This window comes from Streptomyces sp. NPDC096339, from assembly GCF_044762985.1.
GTDB lineage: Bacteria > Actinomycetota > Actinomycetes > Streptomycetales > Streptomycetaceae > Streptomyces.
Genome location: NZ_JBIWFI010000041.1, coordinates 41,413 through 60,303 on the forward strand (window position 1 = coordinate 41,413; position 18,891 = coordinate 60,303).

General features: G+C 69.8%; 17 protein-coding genes. 14 read left to right on the plus strand and 3 right to left on the minus strand.

Annotated elements, in window-relative coordinates:
* Positions 1–82: 82 nt before the first annotated feature.
* The gene (locus ACIQ5Y_RS34340; protein ID WP_403889577.1) at positions 83–793 is read right to left on the minus strand and encodes a hypothetical protein; all 711 of its coding nucleotides are present in this window, start codon (positions 791–793) and stop codon (positions 83–85) included.
* Positions 790–1,824, minus strand: coding sequence for a peptidoglycan DD-metalloendopeptidase family protein (locus ACIQ5Y_RS34345; RefSeq protein ID WP_403889580.1), 1,035 nt, complete (start codon positions 1,822–1,824; stop codon positions 790–792). The genes ACIQ5Y_RS34340 and ACIQ5Y_RS34345 overlap by 4 nt, the downstream gene beginning before the upstream one ends.
* Positions 1,825–2,158: 334 nt before the next feature.
* On the opposite strand from ACIQ5Y_RS34345, the gene ACIQ5Y_RS34350 reads away from it, so the two are divergent.
* The 14 genes from ACIQ5Y_RS34350 to ACIQ5Y_RS34415 all read left to right on the plus strand — a co-directional run bounded on the left by ACIQ5Y_RS34350 (position 2,159) and on the right by ACIQ5Y_RS34415 (position 14,807).
* Complete coding sequence (locus ACIQ5Y_RS34350) at positions 2,159–2,551, plus strand: DUF6668 family protein (protein WP_403889583.1); 393 nt, start codon at positions 2,159–2,161, stop codon at positions 2,549–2,551.
* Positions 2,548–2,817, plus strand: a complete 270-nt coding sequence (locus ACIQ5Y_RS34355; RefSeq protein ID WP_403889586.1) for a hypothetical protein — start codon at positions 2,548–2,550, stop codon at positions 2,815–2,817. The genes ACIQ5Y_RS34350 and ACIQ5Y_RS34355 overlap by 4 nt, the downstream gene beginning before the upstream one ends.
* Positions 2,818–2,979: 162 nt before the next feature.
* Positions 2,980–3,267: a hypothetical protein gene (locus ACIQ5Y_RS34360; RefSeq protein WP_403889589.1), complete on the plus strand. Its 288-nt coding sequence runs from the start codon at positions 2,980–2,982 to the stop codon at positions 3,265–3,267.
* Positions 3,268–3,283: 16 nt separating this feature from the next.
* Positions 3,284–4,072: a hypothetical protein gene (locus ACIQ5Y_RS34365; RefSeq protein WP_403889592.1), complete on the plus strand. Its 789-nt coding sequence runs from the start codon at positions 3,284–3,286 to the stop codon at positions 4,070–4,072.
* Positions 4,062–5,261 (plus strand): hypothetical protein, encoded by a 1,200-nt coding sequence (locus ACIQ5Y_RS34370; RefSeq protein WP_403889595.1) that lies wholly within the window; start codon positions 4,062–4,064, stop codon positions 5,259–5,261. The genes ACIQ5Y_RS34365 and ACIQ5Y_RS34370 overlap by 11 nt, the downstream gene beginning before the upstream one ends.
* 79 nt (positions 5,262–5,340) lie before the next feature.
* Complete coding sequence (locus ACIQ5Y_RS34375) at positions 5,341–5,586, plus strand: hypothetical protein (RefSeq protein WP_403889598.1); 246 nt, start codon at positions 5,341–5,343, stop codon at positions 5,584–5,586.
* Entirely contained in the window at positions 5,583–6,629 is a 1,047-nt protein-coding gene (locus ACIQ5Y_RS34380) for a zeta toxin family protein (protein WP_403889601.1), read from the plus strand. Before ACIQ5Y_RS34375 ends, ACIQ5Y_RS34380 begins: the two co-directional genes overlap by 4 nt.
* 33 nt (positions 6,630–6,662) lie before the next feature.
* Positions 6,663–8,156, plus strand: coding sequence for an SCO6880 family protein (locus ACIQ5Y_RS34385; RefSeq protein ID WP_403889604.1), 1,494 nt, complete (start codon positions 6,663–6,665; stop codon positions 8,154–8,156).
* A gap of 92 nt (positions 8,157–8,248) precedes the next feature.
* The gene (locus ACIQ5Y_RS34390) at positions 8,249–9,661 is read left to right on the plus strand and encodes an ATP/GTP-binding protein (protein WP_403889659.1); all 1,413 of its coding nucleotides are present in this window, start codon (positions 8,249–8,251) and stop codon (positions 9,659–9,661) included.
* The gene (locus ACIQ5Y_RS34395) at positions 9,658–11,427 is read left to right on the plus strand and encodes a type IV secretory system conjugative DNA transfer family protein (RefSeq protein WP_403889607.1); all 1,770 of its coding nucleotides are present in this window, start codon (positions 9,658–9,660) and stop codon (positions 11,425–11,427) included. The genes ACIQ5Y_RS34390 and ACIQ5Y_RS34395 overlap by 4 nt, the downstream gene beginning before the upstream one ends.
* Positions 11,424–11,804 carry a DUF4913 domain-containing protein gene (locus ACIQ5Y_RS34400; protein WP_403889610.1) on the plus strand — a complete coding sequence of 127 codons (381 nt, stop codon included), beginning with the start codon at positions 11,424–11,426 and terminating at the stop codon, positions 11,802–11,804. The genes ACIQ5Y_RS34395 and ACIQ5Y_RS34400 overlap by 4 nt, the downstream gene beginning before the upstream one ends.
* Before the next feature lie 22 nt (positions 11,805–11,826).
* Positions 11,827–13,206, plus strand: a complete 1,380-nt coding sequence (locus tag ACIQ5Y_RS34405; RefSeq protein WP_403889613.1) for a hypothetical protein — start codon at positions 11,827–11,829, stop codon at positions 13,204–13,206.
* 27 nt (positions 13,207–13,233) lie between these two features.
* On the plus strand, positions 13,234–13,677 hold the full coding sequence (locus ACIQ5Y_RS34410) for a hypothetical protein (RefSeq protein ID WP_403889616.1): 444 nt from the start codon (positions 13,234–13,236) through the stop codon (positions 13,675–13,677).
* Positions 13,674–14,807, plus strand: coding sequence for a tetrahydrofolate dehydrogenase/cyclohydrolase catalytic domain-containing protein (locus ACIQ5Y_RS34415; RefSeq protein WP_403889619.1), 1,134 nt, complete (start codon positions 13,674–13,676; stop codon positions 14,805–14,807). Before ACIQ5Y_RS34410 ends, ACIQ5Y_RS34415 begins: the two co-directional genes overlap by 4 nt.
* Before the next feature lie 122 nt (positions 14,808–14,929).
* Here the strand turns inward: ACIQ5Y_RS34415 and ACIQ5Y_RS34420 are convergent, their stop codons facing one another.
* The gene (locus tag ACIQ5Y_RS34420; protein WP_403889621.1) at positions 14,930–18,829 is read right to left on the minus strand and encodes a DNA-directed RNA polymerase subunit beta'; all 3,900 of its coding nucleotides are present in this window, start codon (positions 18,827–18,829) and stop codon (positions 14,930–14,932) included.
* Between the last annotated feature and the right edge of the window lie 62 nt (positions 18,830–18,891).

An 18,891-nucleotide genomic window follows, 5' to 3' on the forward strand; every position in this document is an offset into this window, starting at 1 on the left:
GGGGCTGCGTAGCCGGGAGACGGGGCCGGCTCCGGCTTCCGGCCTCGGCGACTGAATAGGGACATGGGTTCCTCGGCTCTGCTCAGCGTGCGGGTGTGGAAGATGGGGAAGTGGACGTACCGGTCGGGACGGCGCCGGGCGGGACCGCGGCCGGGGTCACCGTGGCACCCGCGACCTTCCAGCCTGCCGGGCCGGCCACGGTCAGCTTCACCACCGCGGTCAGCCGTGGCCCGGGGCCCGTCCAGCCGTCACGGCCGTGCGCCGTGCCGTCGACGTAGAAGGTGCGGAAGGAGGCACCGGGCGTGCCGCCCGGCCCCTGCTCGTCGTCGTCCTCCGTGATGTCCAGGGTCATCCACGCCTTGTGCTCCGCCCACGTCGCCCAGTCCGAGCCGGTGCCGGCGCCGGGGCGGTAGTCGCGCTCGGCCTTCGCCTGTTCGTCGGTGAGGTAGGCGAGCGCCCGGAGGTTCGCGTCCTGCGGCCCGTTGTCGTACGCCGTGTCGTAGCCGTAGGCCGTCGCCAGCCAGGCCCTGGCCACGGCGTCCGGGTCGGACGGGTCCGGCGCGGGGACGGGCTGCACCTTCGCCTGCCCGTCGAGCGGCTTGCCCGGCGGGACCGGGGCCTTGGCCTCGAAGGACGGGAGCGCGGACGGGGCCGCCGGATCGGCGGCCTTGTCGTCCCGCAGGTCGCGCAGACCGCACCCCGTCAGGAGCGCGACGCCCGTCACCGCCGCGAGAACCGTGCCGAGTGCTCTGCGCACGGTGGTCATCCCCTCCTTCACCTGCCGCCCGCTCATTTGCCGATCCAAGGCGCGGGGTTCACGTATTCGCCGTTCTGCTGGACCTCGAAGTGGAGGTGGGCGCCGGTCGAGTAGCCCGTGGATCCGACGAGCCCGACCACGGTCCCGACGCCGACCTGCTGCCCGACACCCACGTTCAGGGCGGACATGTGGTTGTAGGTCGTTGAGATCTGCGCGCCGCCGATGCTGCCGTGCGAAATGATGACGCGGTTTCCGTAGGCGGGGTTCCAGCCCGCGAAGGTGACGGTGCCCTCCTTGGCCGCCAGCACCGGATTGCCTTCGCCGACGCCGAAGTCCATGCCCGAGTGCAGCTTGTAAACACCGGTCACCGGGTGGACGCGCATGCCGAAGGGAGAGGTCACCGGCGGGTTGCCACGGAGGGGCACGGCCATCTGCTGCCCTGGGGGGATGGTGCCCCCGCCGGGGTCCGTCGCGATCGCCGTGTACTTCGCCATGGCGTTCTTGATGGCGACGACGTAGCTCTGGGTCTCGCGGTAGGGGGGTATGCCGCCGTACTTCTCGATCGCGCCCGGTCCGGCATTGTAGGCGGCGAGGGCGAGGTCGAGGGTGGGGCCGCTGGCTATGCCGCGCTCCTTGTAGCGCTCGACATCCCGGGCGAGGGCGCAGTCGTAGCGCCCCTGGGCCATGATGGCGTCCCCGGGGTCGAACGGGTCTATTCGGCCGTTGCCGTCGTCATCGCGGCCCCAGGTCACCCAGGTCCCGGGCATGAACTGGGACAGCCCTTGCGCACCGACGGGCGACGTCAGACCGTTTCGCCAGCCGGACTCGGCCTCGATCTGTGCCGCGATGACGGGCGGTGTGATCTGCGGGCACATCGAGCCCGCCTTCAGTACCCAGGTCACGTACTCCGGGGGCACGTGCTTCGGGTTCAACGCCCCGCCTCCGGCGACCAGTCCGGTATCGGCTCCGCCGCCACTGACGCCCACGAAGAGGACGAATGGCATCATGACGGCCGCAACTGCGGCGCCGGCCACCCACATGGCCGCGCCGCCCCCCTCTTTTGACATCACTCCCCCGTCGACATGTTCCAATGCCGCTTACCGATGCGAGTCTCCTGGGGGGCCCGCGCGGTCGAGGGTCACGAGACTGTCACAAACAATCCCCAGAGATTCGCACTAAGTTGTCGACGCAGGACGCTACGCGAGTTGGCGTGCACTCGTCGACACGGGGGGAGTTGAAGCCATGAATCAGAAATCACCAGGTGGTCCGGAGATCTGGGTCCGGGGCCCGGTCGGCTCGGCGGCCACACCGGCGGACATCTCCACCGCATCCCCACAACCCTTTGAGAACAACGGACTTCCGGTCCCCGCACCCCTCCCGGACTCCTCCCCCATCAGCTGGATGAACGCCCACGGCGGCGCCGGAGCCACCACCCTGGCCACGGTGTTCGGCGGCTTCGACGCCGGATCCCGATGGCCCGACCTGGCGGCCGGAGCCCCCGGAAGGATCCTGCTCGTGGCCCGCACGCACGCCTCCGGACTCCAGGCGGTGTCACAGGTGCTGGATATGATCAGACGGAATGAACAGCCGTCAGGGACAGTGATTCAGGCGGTCGTTCTCGTCGCAGATGCCCCTGGCCGCCTGCCGCCGGAACTGGCCAAGCGCATCAAGGTGATCAGCTCGGTCGTAGAGATCCACCGGGTGCCGTGGATGTCGACCTGGCGCATGGGCGACCTGTCCGGCCCGGCTCCCAGGGAGACTTCGGCGCTGTCCAAATTGATCAACAGTCGATGACGGCCACCGAGAGGGGAAGCGCAGTGGAGTGGATGCTGGCGGTCGGTGCTAACGTCACCGACCCGCTCAACCAAGTGCTCAGCTGGATGGCCTGGCTCGTGTCGGCGGCCGGGGTCATGGGCGTACTGATCGTCGGCTCCCGCATGGCGATCGCCCTGCGCTCGGGCAACGGGGACGAACACCTCACCCAGCTGGCCACGGTCCTGGGCGCCTGCATCATCGGCGCCACGGCAGGGCCGATCGTCGCCTTTCTGCTCTCCGGCTGAGCCACACCGCCGACCGAACGCGCTCCGGAGTCGGCCACGAGCCGGACTCGACCGGTCACTCCGTGAGCCAAACCTGCCACGATGCGGTCGGCAATCGAATCTCAATACCGTTGACGTTTCGACCATTTGGTCGGCGCAGAAGATTACCCAGGGGGATTCCTCATGCTCAGCAAGGTCCGCGACGCTGCCGTCATTCTCGCGGCCGATGTCCCGAAGCCCGGAATGAACGCCCCGCCGGAGCTCACCAACAAGGTGAACAACGTGCTCGGCATCGTGGCCTGGGCAGGCACCGCGGCCGGCGTCGCCGGTGTCCTGATCACCGGCGCCATGATGGCGATATCGATGCGCCGCGGTGAGGGCTCCGAGCACATGGGCCGCCTCGGCATGGTCCTGGGTGGCTGTGTCCTGGTGGCCACGGCCGGTCCTCTCGTGTCCTTCGTCTTCAACTGACCCGGGAGGCTGACCGATGAGGGCTTCCCAGGGTTCCAGCGGCGAGTGGGAGAAACCGTTCTGGCAGCAACGCGGCTGGCTGATCTCGGCCGCGTTCCTGATTGCGATGGTGCTGATCGGCGGCTACGTCGCGCTCACAGGGAGCGACACCGACGACAACAGTGCATCGCCAAAGAGTCCGGCCAAGACGTCCGCGCCCGCGAACACGCCGTCGAGCCTGCCCTCATCGGGCACGGCAGAGGGACGTCCGGCCGGCTGCAGCACGAACGACGCCGATCAGGCCGTCCCGAAGCAGAGCCCGGCCGACCTGAAGTGGAAGCAGTCGGACACCGATCTGCTGCCGGTGTCGGAGTCGGCCGGGCCGCGCAAGTACGACGGTCCCCTCTGGAGTTGCTACGCCCACACCCCATTGGGCGCCGTATTCGCGGTGCACGGGATTTCCACCCACTTCGCCGGCCCCCGATGGCGCGAGGTGGCCGACCAGCAGATGGCGCGCGGCGCCGGCCGCGACGAGTTCGTCAAGCGGCGTGGAGCCCTGCCCGCCGACGAGGCCAAGAAGGGCGCCCCGGGGAGCAGCGGAACCTACGCCGGCTTCTCCATCCTCAGCTACTCGCCGACCCAGGCGACGGTCATGCTGCTGATGCAGTTGCCCGAGAAGGGCTACGTGTCGGGAACGGCTTCCGTGGTCTGGGAGGACGGGGACTGGAAGCTCCGTCCCACCCTCACCGGGTCACTCCTCGAAGGGGTGGCCGCGGTCGACGGTACGAACGGCTTCGTCATCTGGGGAGGCGGCAGTGCCGGTTAACCTGCCGAGTCCCGGCGATGTCAAGGACTGCGTGCTCCACCCGATCGACTGCGCGGGCAAGGGCGTCGAGAAGATCGGCGGCGCCGTCGCCGACGGCGCCGTCGGGGCCTTCGCCCAGGCGATCGGCAAAGCGGTCAGCGAGATCCTCAAGACCCTCAACGGCGTCTGGCTGAACATCGGCGACGGCAACACGCTCAACCCCCAGAAGGGCACCGGGCTCAACGCCATCATGGGCGAGACCAGCTGGATCGTCGGCTACGTCGCCGTCGCGTCCATCCTCTTCGCCGCGTTCCGGATGGCCTACGAGCGCAAGGGCCAGTCCATGCAGCAGGCGTTCATGGGGATGTGGAAGGTCATCCTGGTCAGCGCCATGGCCCCCTTGATCGCGCAGGCCCTGTACGCGGCCTCCGACGCCTATGCCAAGGAGGTCTACGCCAAGGCCAACCTCGGGGAGAACGCCGAGAAGATCGTCGGCTTCACCGCGCTGGAAAGCCCGGGCACGATCATCATCTTCGGCATCCTCGTCATGCTGTCGAGCTTCATCCAGATCATCCTGATGTACATCAGGCTCGGCGTGCTGATCATGCTGATCGGCACCCTCCCCATCGCCGCGGCGTCCTCGATGACGGGCTGGGGCGACGGCTGGTGGAAGAAGCACATCGGCTGGACCACGGCGTGGCTCCTCTACAAGCCCGCCGCCGCGCTGATCATCTACTCGGCGACATCCATGACGAAGGACGAGAAGAGCCTGGACAGCGTGATCGCGGGCATGGGGATGCTGATCCTCTCCGTCTTCGCGCTGCCGGCGCTGCTCAAGCTCGTCGTCCCCGCGACGGCTGCGCTCGGCAGCACCTCGGGCGGAACCGTCGCCCTGAACTTCGCCAACAGCATCGCGAGCGGCGCCATCAGCATCGCCAGTGGTGGCGGTGGTGGAGGCGGCGGCGGCGGAGGCGGTGGCGGCGGAGGCGGCAAGGGCCCCGAGGGCTCCCCGTCCGCCGGCGCCGGGTCCTCGGCGAGCGGCGCGGGCGGCGCGGGCGGTGGCGCTGCTGGTGGCGCCGCGGCCGCGGCGGGCCCCGCGATGGTCGCGGTCCAGGCCGCCGCGGTGGTCGCCCAGGCCGGTCTGAACGCCGCCAACGAAGTCGCCGGCTCGCTGGACGACAACGACGGTATGAAGGGTCACAACCAGTAGTCCCGTTGCCAGTGGGGTGGTACGCGTCCCGACGCGCACCACCCCACCGCCGTCAGCAGGCCCCTCGAAAGGAATCACCATGCCCGAGAAGCCCTCCCTGCGCGCCTACCTCAAGCGCTACGCCGAAGGCGGTATCCCCCGCGAGGAGATGATCGCCACCGTCTCGGCCTGGGACTTCGAGGAAGAGGACTGGGACGAACTCGTCATCGAACCGGTCCACCAGGACAACACCTTCAGCGTGCTCAGGGGCGGTGTGCTCCAAGGCCGCATCACTCAGGACGAGTACGAGCAGATCATGCTCCGTCGCGGAGCGTACGGCGCATGAACGACGAGTACGGGCAGCTGTACCAGGAGATACAGCGGCGCATGGCGCGAGGGGGTGACCTCTCCCCCGGACCACTGGACACGCTCGCCGCGTTCGGGCGCGACCTCGAATGGGACCGGGCCCGCATGCGCATGCAGAGCGAAGTCCTCGAGCGCTTCAAGGCGGAGAACGCGCACCGCCCGCAAGGTGGTCGCGCCGTCCTGATGACAGCCGGTGCGCCGGGAGCCGGCAAGGGGTTCACCCAGGAGAGGCTCGAGGCCTGGCAGCACGAGAACACCGACCTCGGCCGCGAACTGGCAGCCGCTCACGGCCTGGACCTCAACGACTACGTGGTCCTGAACCCCGACGACTTCAAAGAGGCCATCTTCGAGGCCGGCGGGCTCCCCCGGTTGGACCCTCAGTCGATGGCCCTGCCCTTCGGACGGGAGCTCACCCCGGCGGAACTCTCCGGACTCCTCCACCGAGAGGCCTCGGAGCTGCGGAACCAATTCGAGCAGTGGGCACGGGAGGGCGGCTACAACCTCCTCTATGACGCCACGCTCGCCAACCACACCGCCGCCGCGGACCTGCTCACGGGCCTGCGTAACGAGCAGTACGGGCATCGCGTCATCCTCTCGGTCGAGGTCCCACTCGAACAATCGCTCGCGCAGAACACGAACCGCTGGTACCAGGGGCGCGTCAAATTCGAGCGGGGCGAGGACGCCTACGGCGGGCGCATGTCACCGGATCAGATGATCAAAGCGCTCTACGCCAAGACCACCACCGGCTCCGGGCGCTCCATCGGCCGTGAGAACGCCGAGAAGCTCGCCGACACGGGCCTCGCCACCGCGCTCATCACCACCGACCGCGGCACGTTCCCCCAGGCCACCGCGAACAGCGCACAGGCCGCCGTCTTCCAGCAAGGCGACACCCGCTTGAGCATCGCCGCCGCCGGCCGCCTCCGCTCCACCCAGGGCACCGCCACCCGCGCCACGCCCACGGCCACGGCAAGCGCGCCGCAGGTACCCCGCCACACTCCCCCGGCCCCCGGCCGCACCCGCTGACGCACTCAACCGACGTACCCCGAAAGGAAACCCATGGCCACCGAATCCATGGCGCGGCCTACCTACGGAAACTGGCGGCGCCCCCGCAGGCCCGGCCTCGGGCCGCTCGGTCTGCTCGGGACCGTCGTCGCGTTCGGCGGGCTCGTGGTCGTCCTGCTCGCCTCACTGATCTCGCTCGCCGCCGCCATCGGGGTGCTCATACCCCTCGCGCTCTTCGTCGGACCGCTCGCGCTGCGCACCGCCGACGGCCGGAACGTCTACCAGATGATCGCCGTGCGGATCGGTTGGATGAAGCGCAAGGCCAACGGCTCGCACACCTACGTCTCCGGCCCGCTGTCGCGGCGTACGGGCGGGCACTTCTCCCCGCCCGGCATGCTCGCCCGCGTGAAGATGCTGGAGGGCAGCGACGCCTACGGCCGCTCCTTCGGCGTTCTGCACCACCCGGGCCGCAACCTCTACACCATCGTCCTGGCCTGTGAACCGGACGGCGGTTCCCTCGTCGACCCGCAGCAGGTCGACATCTGGGTGGCTTCCTGGGGCGACTGGCTGGCCCGTCTCTCCCACGAGCCCGGTCTGCGCGGGGCGCAGGTCGTCGTCGAGACCGCGCCCGACACCGGCACCCGGCTCGCCGCCGAGGTCCTGCCGCGGATCGTGCCCGACGCGCCGCCCGCTGCCCGCGCCGTGATGGAGGAGGTCGTGGCCCGCTACCCGTCCGCGTCCTCCGAGATGCACACGTACATCGCCCTCACCTACGGCGCCGTGCCCGGTCCGCGCCGCAAGCAGGAGGACGTCATCACCGACCTGTCGATGCGCCTGCCCTCCCTGCTGTCGGGTCTGGTCGCGGCCGGCGGCGGCTCCGCGTCCCCGCTGTCCGCGGAGCAGATCTCGGAGATCGTCCGCGTCGCCTACGACCCGGCGATCGCCCCGGACATCCTCAACGTCCGCGCGGAGCACGGCGTCACCGGCGTGCAGTGGCACGACGCGGGTCCGGCGGTCGCGGTGGAGACCGTGGACGGCTACAAGCACGACTCCGGGGTGTCACGGACCTGGATGCTGACGCTGGCGCCGCGCGGCACCGTCCGCTCCAGCGTGCTGCGCGGCCTGCTGGAGCCCGCGCAGGGCACCCGCCGCAAGCGGGTCTCGCTGGTCTACCGGCCCATCGACCCGGGCACGTCCGCCCGGATCGTGGAGGCCGACCGCCGCTCGGCCCACTTCATGGCCGGCTCCGAGCGCGGCCTGGTCCAGGCCCGCGCCGCGTCCGAGATGCGCGCGGCCGAGCAGACCGCCGCCGAGGAGGCGTCCGGCGCCGGCCTCGTCGAGTTCTCGATGATGGTCACGGTCACCGTTGCCGACGAGGACCAACTGGCCGACGCGGCGATCACCGTACGCAACCTCCAGGCGTCCTCCCGCATCCTGATGCGCCCCGCGGACCGCATGCAGGCGGCCGCGTTCACCTGCACCCTGCCGGTCGGCCTGCTGCCGTGGGAGCACACCCTCATCCCGTACCAGCTCAGGGAGACGCTGTGAGCAAGAAGCAGCCCCAGCCCCCCCGGCCGCCCCGCGCACCCGTCATCCCGTCGCGCGGCTGGCCCGGCCCGGGCGGCGGGCAAGTCGCCCACATGGACCCGCCGTCGATGTGGCGTTCCACCACCGTGCAGGCGTGTGGGCTGTGGCCGTTCGCCGCGGGTTCCGGCGCGCCCATGACGGGTGTGCCGCTCGGCCAGCACCTGCACACCGGAGCGACGGTGTGCGGGGACCCCATCTCCTGGTTCACCCGGGCCCGGTACATCTCCAACCCGTCGCTGTTCATGCTCGGCATGCCGGGACTGGGCAAATCCACCCTGGTCAACCGGATGCTCATCGGGATGACGGCGACCGGTGTGGTCCCGTTGGTCCTCGGCGACCTGAAGCCGGACTACGCGGACACCGTACGGGCCCTCGGCGGCCAGGTGATCTCCATCGGCCGCGGTGTCGGCGGCATCAACGTCCTCGACCCGGGCGCGATGGGCGAGGCGGCCGAGCGGATCGGCGGGGAGGCCGGGCGGGTGCTGCAGGCCGAGGCGCACGGCCGCGTTCTGAACATGGTCGCGGCGCTGATCACCATCATGCGCGGCCGCCCCATGGACGACCACGAGCAGTCGGTGCTGTCGGCCTGCCTTCACCACCTCAAGGAGCGGTCGACCCCTGGTAAGCCGCCGCTGCTGCCCGACCTCCTGCGCGTCCTCGACGAGGGCCCGGACCGGGTCCGCGCGGTCACCCTGGACCGCGGCAACCAGGAGCGGTACCAGGAAGCCGTCGACCCGCTGCACCGGTCCCTGATCGGCATCCTGGACGGCCCGCTCGGCGACACGTTCGCCACGGAGACGTCCACCCGCATCAACCCCAACGCCCCCGCCGTGTGCGTGGACATCTCCCGCATCGGTGAGGCCGACACCCAACTGACCGCGGCGGCGATGCTCGCCGCCTGGTCGGACGGGCTCGGCACCGTCGCCGCCGCGCACGCCCTGGCCGACGCGGGTCTGGCCCCGCAGCGCTGGTTCTTCACCGTCCTCGACGAGCTGTGGCGGCCGCTGCGCGCCGCCTCCGGCATCGTGGAACGCATCGACGCCCTGACCCGCCTGAACCGCTCGCTCGGACTCGGCGACGCCAAGATCACCCACACGCTCAAGGACGCCGAGGCACTCGGCAGCGAGTCCGACCGCGCGAAGGCCCGCGGCTTCGTGGAGCGCGCCGGGATGGTGGTGTGCGCGGGGCTGCCCCGTACCGAGATGGAGGAGCTCGGCAAGGTCATCGGCATGTCGGAGCGGGAGATCGACCTCGTCTCGTCCTGGTCCTCCCCTCCCGGCTGGGCCAACCCCACGGCCAACTCCGAGCCTCCCGGCCGCGGCCGGTTCCTGATCAAGGTCGGCGGCCGGCCGGGCATCCCCATCAAGGTCGCCATCACCGAGACCGAGAAGAACCTGCACAACACCAACAACCGCTGGACCGAGGCCGACAAGGTGCCGCTGATCAAGCCCAGGGACGGACAGTGACCGCACGTACCCCCCGCAAGAAGGGCGGCGGCTCCGCCGAGGACCTGCTGCCCTGGCTGATCGTAGGTGTCGCCGCCGTCGTCTTCCTAGGCTTCCTGTCCGCCTGGCTGGGCGGCACCCTCGGCGCGGCCGCCGCGGGCGCCGGCTGGAACCCTCCCCCGTTCGCCCTGAGCACCCTCGCCACCCTGGTCCAGGACGGCCCGGCGGCGCTCTGGCCCGGAGTGTCCGGTGCCGTGTCGGGCGCCGGGATCGCGGTGACGTTCGGCGTGCTCCTGGGCCTGGTGGTGACTCTGGTCCTGCTGGTACGCAAGGGTGGCGGTGGCTCCAACGGCCTGGCCGGCCGCAAGGAGCTCGCCACGATGCTCCCCAAGGGGGCGGCCGCCCGCGCGCTGGAGCTGCGCCCGCACCTGAAGAAACTCACCGACGGCGGCAAGCTCACCCCCGACGACACCGGCAACCTCCTCGGCAACCTGGAACCGAACGGCCCCGAGCTGCGCTCCAGTTACGAGGACGTGGAGCTGGACCTGATGGCCCCCCGGGCCGGCAAGTCCACCGGCATCGCGGTCCCCCGCGTCCTGCGCGCCCGCGGCAGCGTCCTGCTGACCTCGAACAAGTCGGACGTGTACAGCGTGACCCGCGCCGAACGCGAACGCGTCGGCCAGGTGTGGACGTTCGACCCGCAAGGCATCGCCCACACGCCCCGCGCCCTGTGGTGGGACCTGCTCGCCGACGCCCGCGACATCGAGGGCGCCCGCCGGCTCGCCGGCCACTTCGTCAGCGCGGTCAACGACGACGCCTCCAAGCGGGACTTCTGGATCTCCGCCGCACAGAACACCCTCACCGCCCTCTTCCACGCGGCCAGCAAGGGCGGCCGTCGTATCGACGAGGTCCTGGGCTGGCTCGCGGACCCCGCCGACCGCACCCCCATCGACCTGCTGCGCGACGCCGGCATGACGGCCCTCGCCGAGCAGCTGCGCGGCACGATCCAGGGCGCCGTCGAAACCCGCGACGGAATCTACGAGACGGCCCGCCAGTGCGTGGCCTGCCTCCTCGACCCGAAGATCGCGGCCTGGGTCAGCCCGGACCCGGTGCTGCCGGAGTTCCGCCCCGACCACCACGTCCTGGGCACCGACACCCTCTACCTGCTGTCCAAGGACGGCGGCGGCTCGGCCGCAGGCGTGATCGCGGCCGTCGCGGACTCCGTCCTGCGTGCCGGTGTCCGCGCCGCGGAACGCATGGGCGGCCGGCTCGAACCCCCGATGACCGCCGTCCTCGACGAGGCCGCGAACGTCTGCCGGATCTCCGACCTGCCGGACCTGTACTCGCACCTCGGCTCGCGCGGCATCAACATCGTGACCCTGCTGCAGAGCTACCGGCAGGGGGCCCGGGTGTGGGGCGAGGCCGGCATGGACGCCCTGTGGGGCGCCTCGACGATCAAACTCCTCGGCGCCGGCCTTGACGACGCCGACTTCGTGGAGAAGATCTCCAAGCTGGTCGGCGAGCAGGACGTCAGCACCGTGAGCGTCTCCCGCAGCAAGGACGGCCGCACCCGCTCGACCTCGTACCGGTTGGAACGGATCCTGCCCGCGGACCAGATCCGCGCCCTGCCCAAGGGCACCGCGCTCCTGATGGCCACGGGCGTCCGGCCCGCCCTGATCCGGCTGCGCCCCTGGTACCTGGAACCGGGCGCGGACCGCATCTCCGCGGCCGCAAAGGCCGAGGTTCAGGCCATCACCGCCCGCGCCGCGAGGGAGCTGTCCCGATGAGCACACCCGCCGACGCCGACCAGGCTCCGCCCTTCATCCTCTACCTCGACGGCAAGGCGTACGAGAAGGAGCTGGAGCTGCTCGTCACCTGGGTCCACGCCCTGCTGCTCCCCGTCTACGGCCGGGAGACGACCTCGTCCACTCCCTGGTGTCCGCGCTGGTGGGAGCACCTGGAAGCAGTGGCCCGGCTGCACGGCCTGTGGCTGGCCTGGCAGGAACACACGGACCCTGCCGCCGGGCCCAGCGGCCCCGCACTCTGGCACCGCGACCACCTGGGCGCGGTCATGGGCGAGCTCCGCAGCCCGTCCGGACCGTTCGCCGGGTGCAAGGAAGGATCCCACCGGGCCAAGGCGGCCCCGGTGGTCGAAACGTTCTGACCACACGAAAGGCAGCGCAGCTGTGCGTAACAGGAACGGGGTGGCGAGCGCGATCCTTGCCGGAGCGCTTCTCGCCGGCTGCGGCAGTGGGGGCGACGGCAAGGCCCAGACCCCCGCGCAGGACGGCACCCGGGCACCCGGGAAGACGGCTGAGCCCGCCCCGGGCATCACGGTCCAGCTGACGGCGCCACCGGCCTACGCGGCCGATCAGGGCTGGCAGCAGACCCTGGCCTGGATGCCGAAGAAGTACAGCTCCAAGCCCCCGGTCGCGGTCGGCGCCCAGACGGATGTCGTCGCGTACGTCACCGTCTCCGAGGACGGCTACGTCACCCAGGCGCGCGAGGCGTCGACCGGAAGGATCCTGTTCACCGGCAAGCCGTGGGAGCCCCCCACCTCCATGTCGCAGGCCGGAAGGTACGGGTACGACGGCGACTGGGTGGAGCTTCCCTCGGTCTCGACGGCCTTCCAGGACGGCCGCGAGTACGTCGTGACCTGGGCGCACGGGATCCTCGGCGAGGACGCCCTCAACAAGGGCAAGGAAGTCGTCCGCCTGGCGGTCTACCCCGCGGACGCCTCCGGCGACACCGTGGCCCCCCAGCGTGAGATCGACATCCCCGTCCAGACTCTCGGCGCGAACCGCGGCAACGACGCGGCCGATCTCCGGGTCGAGGACTACGGCACGGGCCTCCAGGTCCACTGGACGGGGTCCTCCAGCGGCGCCGTGGCCGTGGACCTGGCGACGGGCACAATCGACACGTGCGGCGACTCCTGCGCGAAGGGAGCCGCCGGCGAAATCAGGACCGGCAAGGGCTGGCTGGTCCAGGACACCGTGTTCGGGTCCTTCCAGGTCCCCGGAGCCTGGACCGCCTTCGACGCCATCCCGCCGGGCGCGTCCGCGAAGAAGGGCGAGGTCAGCACGGACGGCGTCTACCGCTCCGTCACGCGCGGCCATGTCTTCTCGTCCTGGCACACCCAGGCCGACAAGATCCTCTCCCCCCTCACCGCCGTCCACGAGGCCGCCACGGGGAAGCTGGAGACGAGCATGCCCTGCGAGATCCGGCACGACCATGCCGTCGCCTCCCCCAACGGCCGCTTCGTCGCCGACGGCACCGTCGCCTTCGACCTCCAGCGCCGCCAGGGCACCTGCCTGAGCAAGAACGAGCAGCGCAAGGAGGACGTCTTCGTCACGGCGGTCACCGATGCGGGCACCGCCTACGGCACCGTCGGCAACGGCCGCGGCGACGCCTCCACCGCGGAGGTCGATCTCGCCGGCGGCACCGGCACCCCCAAGCTCCTCCCGCCCGGCACCGTCGTGCCGTCGTGGGCCCTGAGGGACACCGGCGTCTTCCTGACACCCGGCCCCAGCGGCGGACTGCTCGTCTCCGCCCTCAAACACAAGTGAAACAACCCGCCTGACATGGAGAGGCACATGGATCTACCTCAGATCGCCCAGCTGTTCCGGTGGCGGCACCCGCTCGCCGGCGAGGCCCACGCCCTGCTGCGCGCGGTGTACGACCCGGCCACCGGCCAGGCCGTCGCGGTCGTGTCCGAGCTGGCCGACAACCCGGACGACCGCGGGATCACCTACGACTTCTCGTGCGTAGCCGAGGCAGTCCTGCCCCTGCTCCGCACGAAGCTGAGCCCTCAGCTCAGCTCCGTCCTGTGGATCACGCACTTCGGCGACTTCTCGTACCACTACGTCCCCGGGCCCGAGACGTTCACCGCGGTCTCCCTCGGCGTGACCGGGAACGGCTACACGGACGACTACGAGGGCGACCAGGAGCTGACTGCCGACGAGGTGGCCCGGCTGTTCGGCGGACGCCCGCTGAGGCCCGTACCCGAGGTCCTGGCCGGACTGGATCCCCTGACGTGACGGAACTGGTCTCGGGCCGGGACGTCCTGCGCCAGGCACGCGAGCTCTACGCGCACTACCGCCCGGATGTGCAGCAGGCCGGAATGAAGGTCGCGGTGATCCGCTTCACCCCGAAGGAGACCGACCCACCGGACTGGCGCATCCGGCTGGAGGCGTCCCGGATCTCCGCCGAGCAGAAGATCAAGAGCTTCGAGCACATCGGATTCCAGGCCGACCACGTCGTGCTGCCTCCCGGGATCGACCGTGCCGGCTTCCAGAGGGTCCTGGAGAGCTACAACGCGGACCCGAACACTCGTGCGATCATCGTTCAGTTCCCACCGCCGCCCAACCTCATGCCGGTCGTCGCCCGCCTGGACCCGGCCAAGGACATCGACGCCCTGCTCAAGGGCCGCTCCCCCTACCCGGCCTGCGCAACAGCCGAGGGCATCTACCGGGTCGCGGAACCGTTCGCCACCGACAAGCCCACCATCGCGGTGGTCGGCAGCCAGGGGTTCGTCGGCCAGGGCGTGGTGGGCCTTCTCCAGGCCAACGGGCACGACCCGATCACCCTCGACTACGGCGACGACCTGCGCCGCGTCCGGGACGCCGACATCGTCATCTCGGTCACCGGCAACCCCGGCATCCTCGGGACCGATCACATCCAACCCCACCACCGGGTCGTGATCGACTCCGGCTTCGTGCCACAGGCGGACGGTAGCGTACGGGGCGACATCCGCCCCGAGGCCTCCGCGATCGCACAGAACATCACACCCGTCCCCGGCGGCATCGGACCGGTGGAGATGGCCACGCTCATGGAAAGGGCGATCCGCCAGGAGGTGGACCCGAACGTCACCCCGTGGAAGGTCACCCCCGGCCCGTTCCTGGACCGCGCCGAGTTCGCGGCGGCGGCTGCCTCGAAGGCGGCGACCGCGAACGCCCCCACCTCGCCGGCCAACGCCCCCACGGCCACCGGCATCGCCCCCACCGGCCCGGTCTCGGTCGCCGAGGCCGCCCGGCTGCGCGGCGGCGGAGCCCCGCCGGCCGCCCCCGGGGCCCCGGCCGGACCACCACGGATCCCGGGCCAGCAACCGGCCCCGGCCCGCCCCCAGCAGCCCCAACAGCCCCAGCAGGGCGGCGGCCACACCCGCTGACCCCGCCGGGGCCCGTACGCACGTACACAACGCCGCAGGGCGGCCACCCTCTCGGGTGACCGCCCTGCGGTTACTGCTCGGCTTCGACTCAGCCGTGCTGTGCCTTATGCCGTCTGACTTCGTCAGCCGTTGTACGGGCCGTAGTCGTAGTCCTCCAGCGGGACAGCCTGGCCGGAGCCGGTGCCGAAGGGCGAGTAGTCGATGTCGTCGTAGCCGACGGCCGAGTACATCGCGGCCTTCGCCTCCTCGGTGGGCTCCACCCGGATGTTGCGGTAGCGGGACAGACCCGTACCGGCCGGGATGAGCTTACCGATGATGACGTTCTCCTTGAGGCCGATCAGGGAGTCGGACTTGGCGTTGATCGCCGCGTCCGTCAGGACCCTGGTCGTCTCCTGGAAGGACGCCGCCGACAGCCACGACTCGGTCGCGAGCGAGGCCTTGGTGATACCCATCAGCTGCGGACGGCCGGAGGCGGGGTGACCGCCCTCGGTGACCACGCGACGGTTCTCGGTCTCGAACTTCGACCGCTCGACCAGCTCGCCCGGCAGGAGCTCCGCGTCGCCGGACTCGATGATCGTCACGCGGCGCAGCATCTGCCGGATGATGATCTCGATGTGCTTGTCGTGGATCGACACGCCCTGCGAGTTGTAGACCTTCTGGACTTCGCCGACCAGGTGGACCTGGACGGCACGCTGGCCGAGGATGCGCAGCACGTCGTGCGGGTTGGTGGCACCCATGGTGAGCTTCTGGCCCACCTCGACGTGGTCGCCCTCGTGCACGATGACCTTGGCGCGCTTCGAGATCGGGAACGCCGTCTCGTCGCTGCCGTCGTCGGGCGTGATGACGATCTTCTTCGTCTTCTCGGTCTCCTCGATCCGCACGCGACCGGCGGCCTCGGAGATCGGGGCGACACCCTTCGGGGTACGGGCCTCGAAGAGCTCGACGACACGCGGCAGACCCTGCGTGATGTCGTCACCGGCCACACCACCGGTGTGGAAGGTACGCATCGTCAGCTGGGTACCGGGCTCACCGATGGACTGGGCGGCGATGATGCCGACCGCCTCACCGATGTCGACCAGCTTGCCGGTGGCGAGCGAGCGTCCGTAGCAGAAGGCACAGGTGCCGACCGCGGACTCACAGGTCAGGACCGAGCGGGTCTTGACCTCCTCGACGCCGTTGGCGACCAGGGCGTCGATGAGCACGTCACCGAGGTCGACGTTGGCCGGCGCGATGACCTTGCCGTCGATGACGACGTCCTCGGCCAGCATGCGGGCGTAGATCGAGGTCTCGACGTCGTCGGCCTTGCGCAGCACGCCGTCCTCGCCGCGAACGGCGATCTTCAGCTTCAGACCGCGCTCGGTGCCACAGTCCTCCTCGCGGATGATCACGTCCTGCGAGACGTCCACCAGACGACGGGTCAGGTAACCCGAGTCGGCGGTACGCAGGGCGGTGTCCGCCAGACCCTTACGGGCACCGTGCGTGGAGATGAAGTACTCCAGAACGGTGAGGCCCTCACGGAAGGACGCCTTGATCGGACGCGGGATGGTCTCGTTCTTCGCGTTCGACACCAGACCACGCATACCGGCGATCTGTCGCATCTGCATCATGTTTCCTCGGGCACCCGAGTCAACCATCATGAAGATGGGGTTCGTCTTGGGGAAGTTCGCGTTCATCGCCTCGGCAACCTCGTTGGTCGCCTTGGTCCAGATCGCGATGAGCTCCTGCGTGCGCTCGTCCTTGGTGATCAGACCGCGCTCGTACTGCTTCTGGACCTTCTCGTCCTGCTCCTCGTAGCCCTTGACGATGGCCTTCTTGGCCTCGGGCACGACGACGTCGGAGATGGCCACGGTGACGCCCGAACGGGTCGCCCAGTGGAAGCCGGCCGCCTTCAGGTTGTCGAGCGTCGCCGCCACGATGACCTTGGGGTAGCGCTCCGCCAGGTCGTTGACGATCTCGGAGAGCTGCTTCTTGCCCACCGAGTAGTCGACGAACGGGTAGTCCTCGGGCAGCAGCTCGTTGAAGAGCGCACGGCCCAGGGTCGTCTTCAGACGGAAGCTGTCGCCCGGCTGGAACTCCTGCTCGCCCTCCTCGGCGACCGGCGCCACCCAGCCACGCGGCGGGATGGTGCCCACCGGGAAGCGGATGTCGACGGACGACTGGAGCGCCAGCTCGCCGTTGTCGAACGCCATGGTCGCCTCGGCCGTGGAGCCGAACGCGCGGCCCTCGCCCTTGGTGTCACGGAGCTCACCGTCGGTGGTCAGGAAGAACAGACCCAGGACCATGTCCTGCGTCGGCATCGTGACCGGACGGCCGTCGGCCGGCTTGAGGATGTTGTTCGAGGACAGCATCAGGATGCGGGCCTCGGCCTGCGCCTCCGCGGAGAGCGGCAGGTGCACGGCCATCTGGTCACCGTCGAAGTCCGCGTTGAACGCGGTGCAGACGAGCGGGTGGATCTGGATGGCCTTGCCTTCGACCAGCTGGGGCTCGAAGGCCTGGATGCCGAGGCGGTGCAGCGTGGGCGCACGGTTCAGGAGAACCGGGTGCTCGGCGATGACCTCTTCGAGCACGTCGTACACGACCGTGCGGCCGCGCTCGACCATGCGCTTCGCCGACTTGATGTTCTGCGCGTGGTTCAGGTCGACCAGGCGCTTCATCACGAACGGCTTGAAGAGCTCCAGCGCCATGGCCTTGGGCAGACCACACTGGTGCAGCTTCAGCTGGGGACCGACGACGATCACGGAACGCGCGGAGTAGTCCACGCGCTTGCCGAGAAGGTTCTGACGGAATCGACCCTGCTTGCCCTTCAGCATGTCGCTGAGGGACTTCAGGGGGCGGTTGCCGGGACCGGTCACCGGACGACCACGACGACCGTTGTCGAAGAGGGCGTCGACGGCCTCCTGGAGCATGCGCTTCTCGTTGTTCACGATGATCTCGGGGGCACCGAGGTCGAGAAGGCGCTTCAGGCGGTTGTTGCGGTTGATCACGCGGCGGTACAGGTCGTTCAGGTCGGAGGTCGCGAAGCGGCCACCGTCCAGCTGCACCATCGGACGGAGGTCCGGCGGGATGACCGGGACGCAGTCCAGAACCATGCCCTTGGGCTTGTTGCTGGTCTGCAGGAACGCGGAGACGACCTTGAGGCGCTTGAGCGCACGGGTCTTCTTCTGGCCCTTGCCGGTACGGATGATCTCGCGGAGGCGCTCGGCCTCCTCCTCGAGGTCGAAGGACTCCAGACGCTTCTGCAGCGCGGCGGCGCCCATGCAGCCGTCGAAGTACGTGCCGAAGCGGTCACGCAGCTCGCGGTACAGGAGCTCGTCGCCCTCCAGGTCCTGGACCTTGAGGTTCTTGAAGCGGGCCCACACCTCGTCGAGGCGGTCGATCTCGCGCTGGGCGCGGTCACGGAGCTGCTTCATCTCGCGCTCGGCGCCTTCGCGCACCTTCCGGCGCACGTCGGCCTTCGCGCCCTCGGCCTCCAGCTCGGCCAGGTCGCTCTCGAGCTTCTTGGCACGGCCTTCGAGGTCCGCGTCACGGCGGTTCTCGATCTGCTGGCGCTCGACGGAGACGTGGGCCTCCAGCGACGGCAGGTCGCGCTGACGGCGCTCGTCGTCGACGAACGTGATCATGTACGCGGCGAAGTAGATGACCTTCTCGAGGTCCTTCGGCGCGAGGTCCAGCAGGTAGCCAAGGCGCGACGGGACGCCCTTGAAGTACCAGATGTGGGTGACGGGAGCGGCAAGCTCGATGTGGCCCATCCGCTCACGGCGCACCTTGGCGCGCGTGACCTCGACGCCACAACGCTCACAGATGATGCCCTTGAAGCGGACACGCTTGTACTTGCCGCAGTAGCACTCCCAGTCCCGGGTAGGACCGAAGATCTTCTCGCAGAAGAGTCCGTCCTTCTCGGGCTTGAGGGTGCGGTAGTTGATGGTCTCCGGCTTCTTGACCTCGCCGTGCGACCAGGTTCGGATGTCGTCCGCGGTGGCAAGGCCGATCCGCAGCTCGTCGAAGAAGTTGACGTCGAGCACTGTGCGTCAATCCCTCTTTCGGGGTCGAGTCTCAATCATGGTCTGAACGGTCCCGGGGCGGC

Bases quoted from the DNA above. Each gene is read 5' to 3' on its own strand.
- ACIQ5Y_RS34340 (WP_403889577.1), bottom strand. From the start codon at position 793: ATGAGCGGGCGGCAGGTGAAGGAGGGGATGACCACCGTGCGCAGAGCA.
- ACIQ5Y_RS34345 (WP_403889580.1), bottom strand. From the start codon at position 1,824: ATGTCAAAAGAGGGGGGCGGCGCGGCCATGTGGGTGGCCGGCGCCGCA.
- ACIQ5Y_RS34350 (WP_403889583.1), top strand. From the start codon at position 2,159: ATGAACGCCCACGGCGGCGCCGGAGCCACCACCCTGGCCACGGTGTTC.
- ACIQ5Y_RS34355 (WP_403889586.1), top strand. From the start codon at position 2,548: ATGACGGCCACCGAGAGGGGAAGCGCAGTGGAGTGGATGCTGGCGGTC.
- ACIQ5Y_RS34360 (WP_403889589.1), top strand. From the start codon at position 2,980: ATGCTCAGCAAGGTCCGCGACGCTGCCGTCATTCTCGCGGCCGATGTC.
- ACIQ5Y_RS34365 (WP_403889592.1), top strand. From the start codon at position 3,284: ATGAGGGCTTCCCAGGGTTCCAGCGGCGAGTGGGAGAAACCGTTCTGG.
- ACIQ5Y_RS34375 (WP_403889598.1), top strand. From the start codon at position 5,341: ATGCCCGAGAAGCCCTCCCTGCGCGCCTACCTCAAGCGCTACGCCGAA.
- ACIQ5Y_RS34380 (WP_403889601.1), top strand. From the start codon at position 5,583: ATGAACGACGAGTACGGGCAGCTGTACCAGGAGATACAGCGGCGCATG.
- ACIQ5Y_RS34385 (WP_403889604.1), top strand. From the start codon at position 6,663: ATGGCCACCGAATCCATGGCGCGGCCTACCTACGGAAACTGGCGGCGC.
- ACIQ5Y_RS34390 (WP_403889659.1), top strand. From the start codon at position 8,249: ATGGACCCGCCGTCGATGTGGCGTTCCACCACCGTGCAGGCGTGTGGG.
- ACIQ5Y_RS34400 (WP_403889610.1), top strand. From the start codon at position 11,424: ATGAGCACACCCGCCGACGCCGACCAGGCTCCGCCCTTCATCCTCTAC.
- ACIQ5Y_RS34410 (WP_403889616.1), top strand. From the start codon at position 13,234: ATGGATCTACCTCAGATCGCCCAGCTGTTCCGGTGGCGGCACCCGCTC.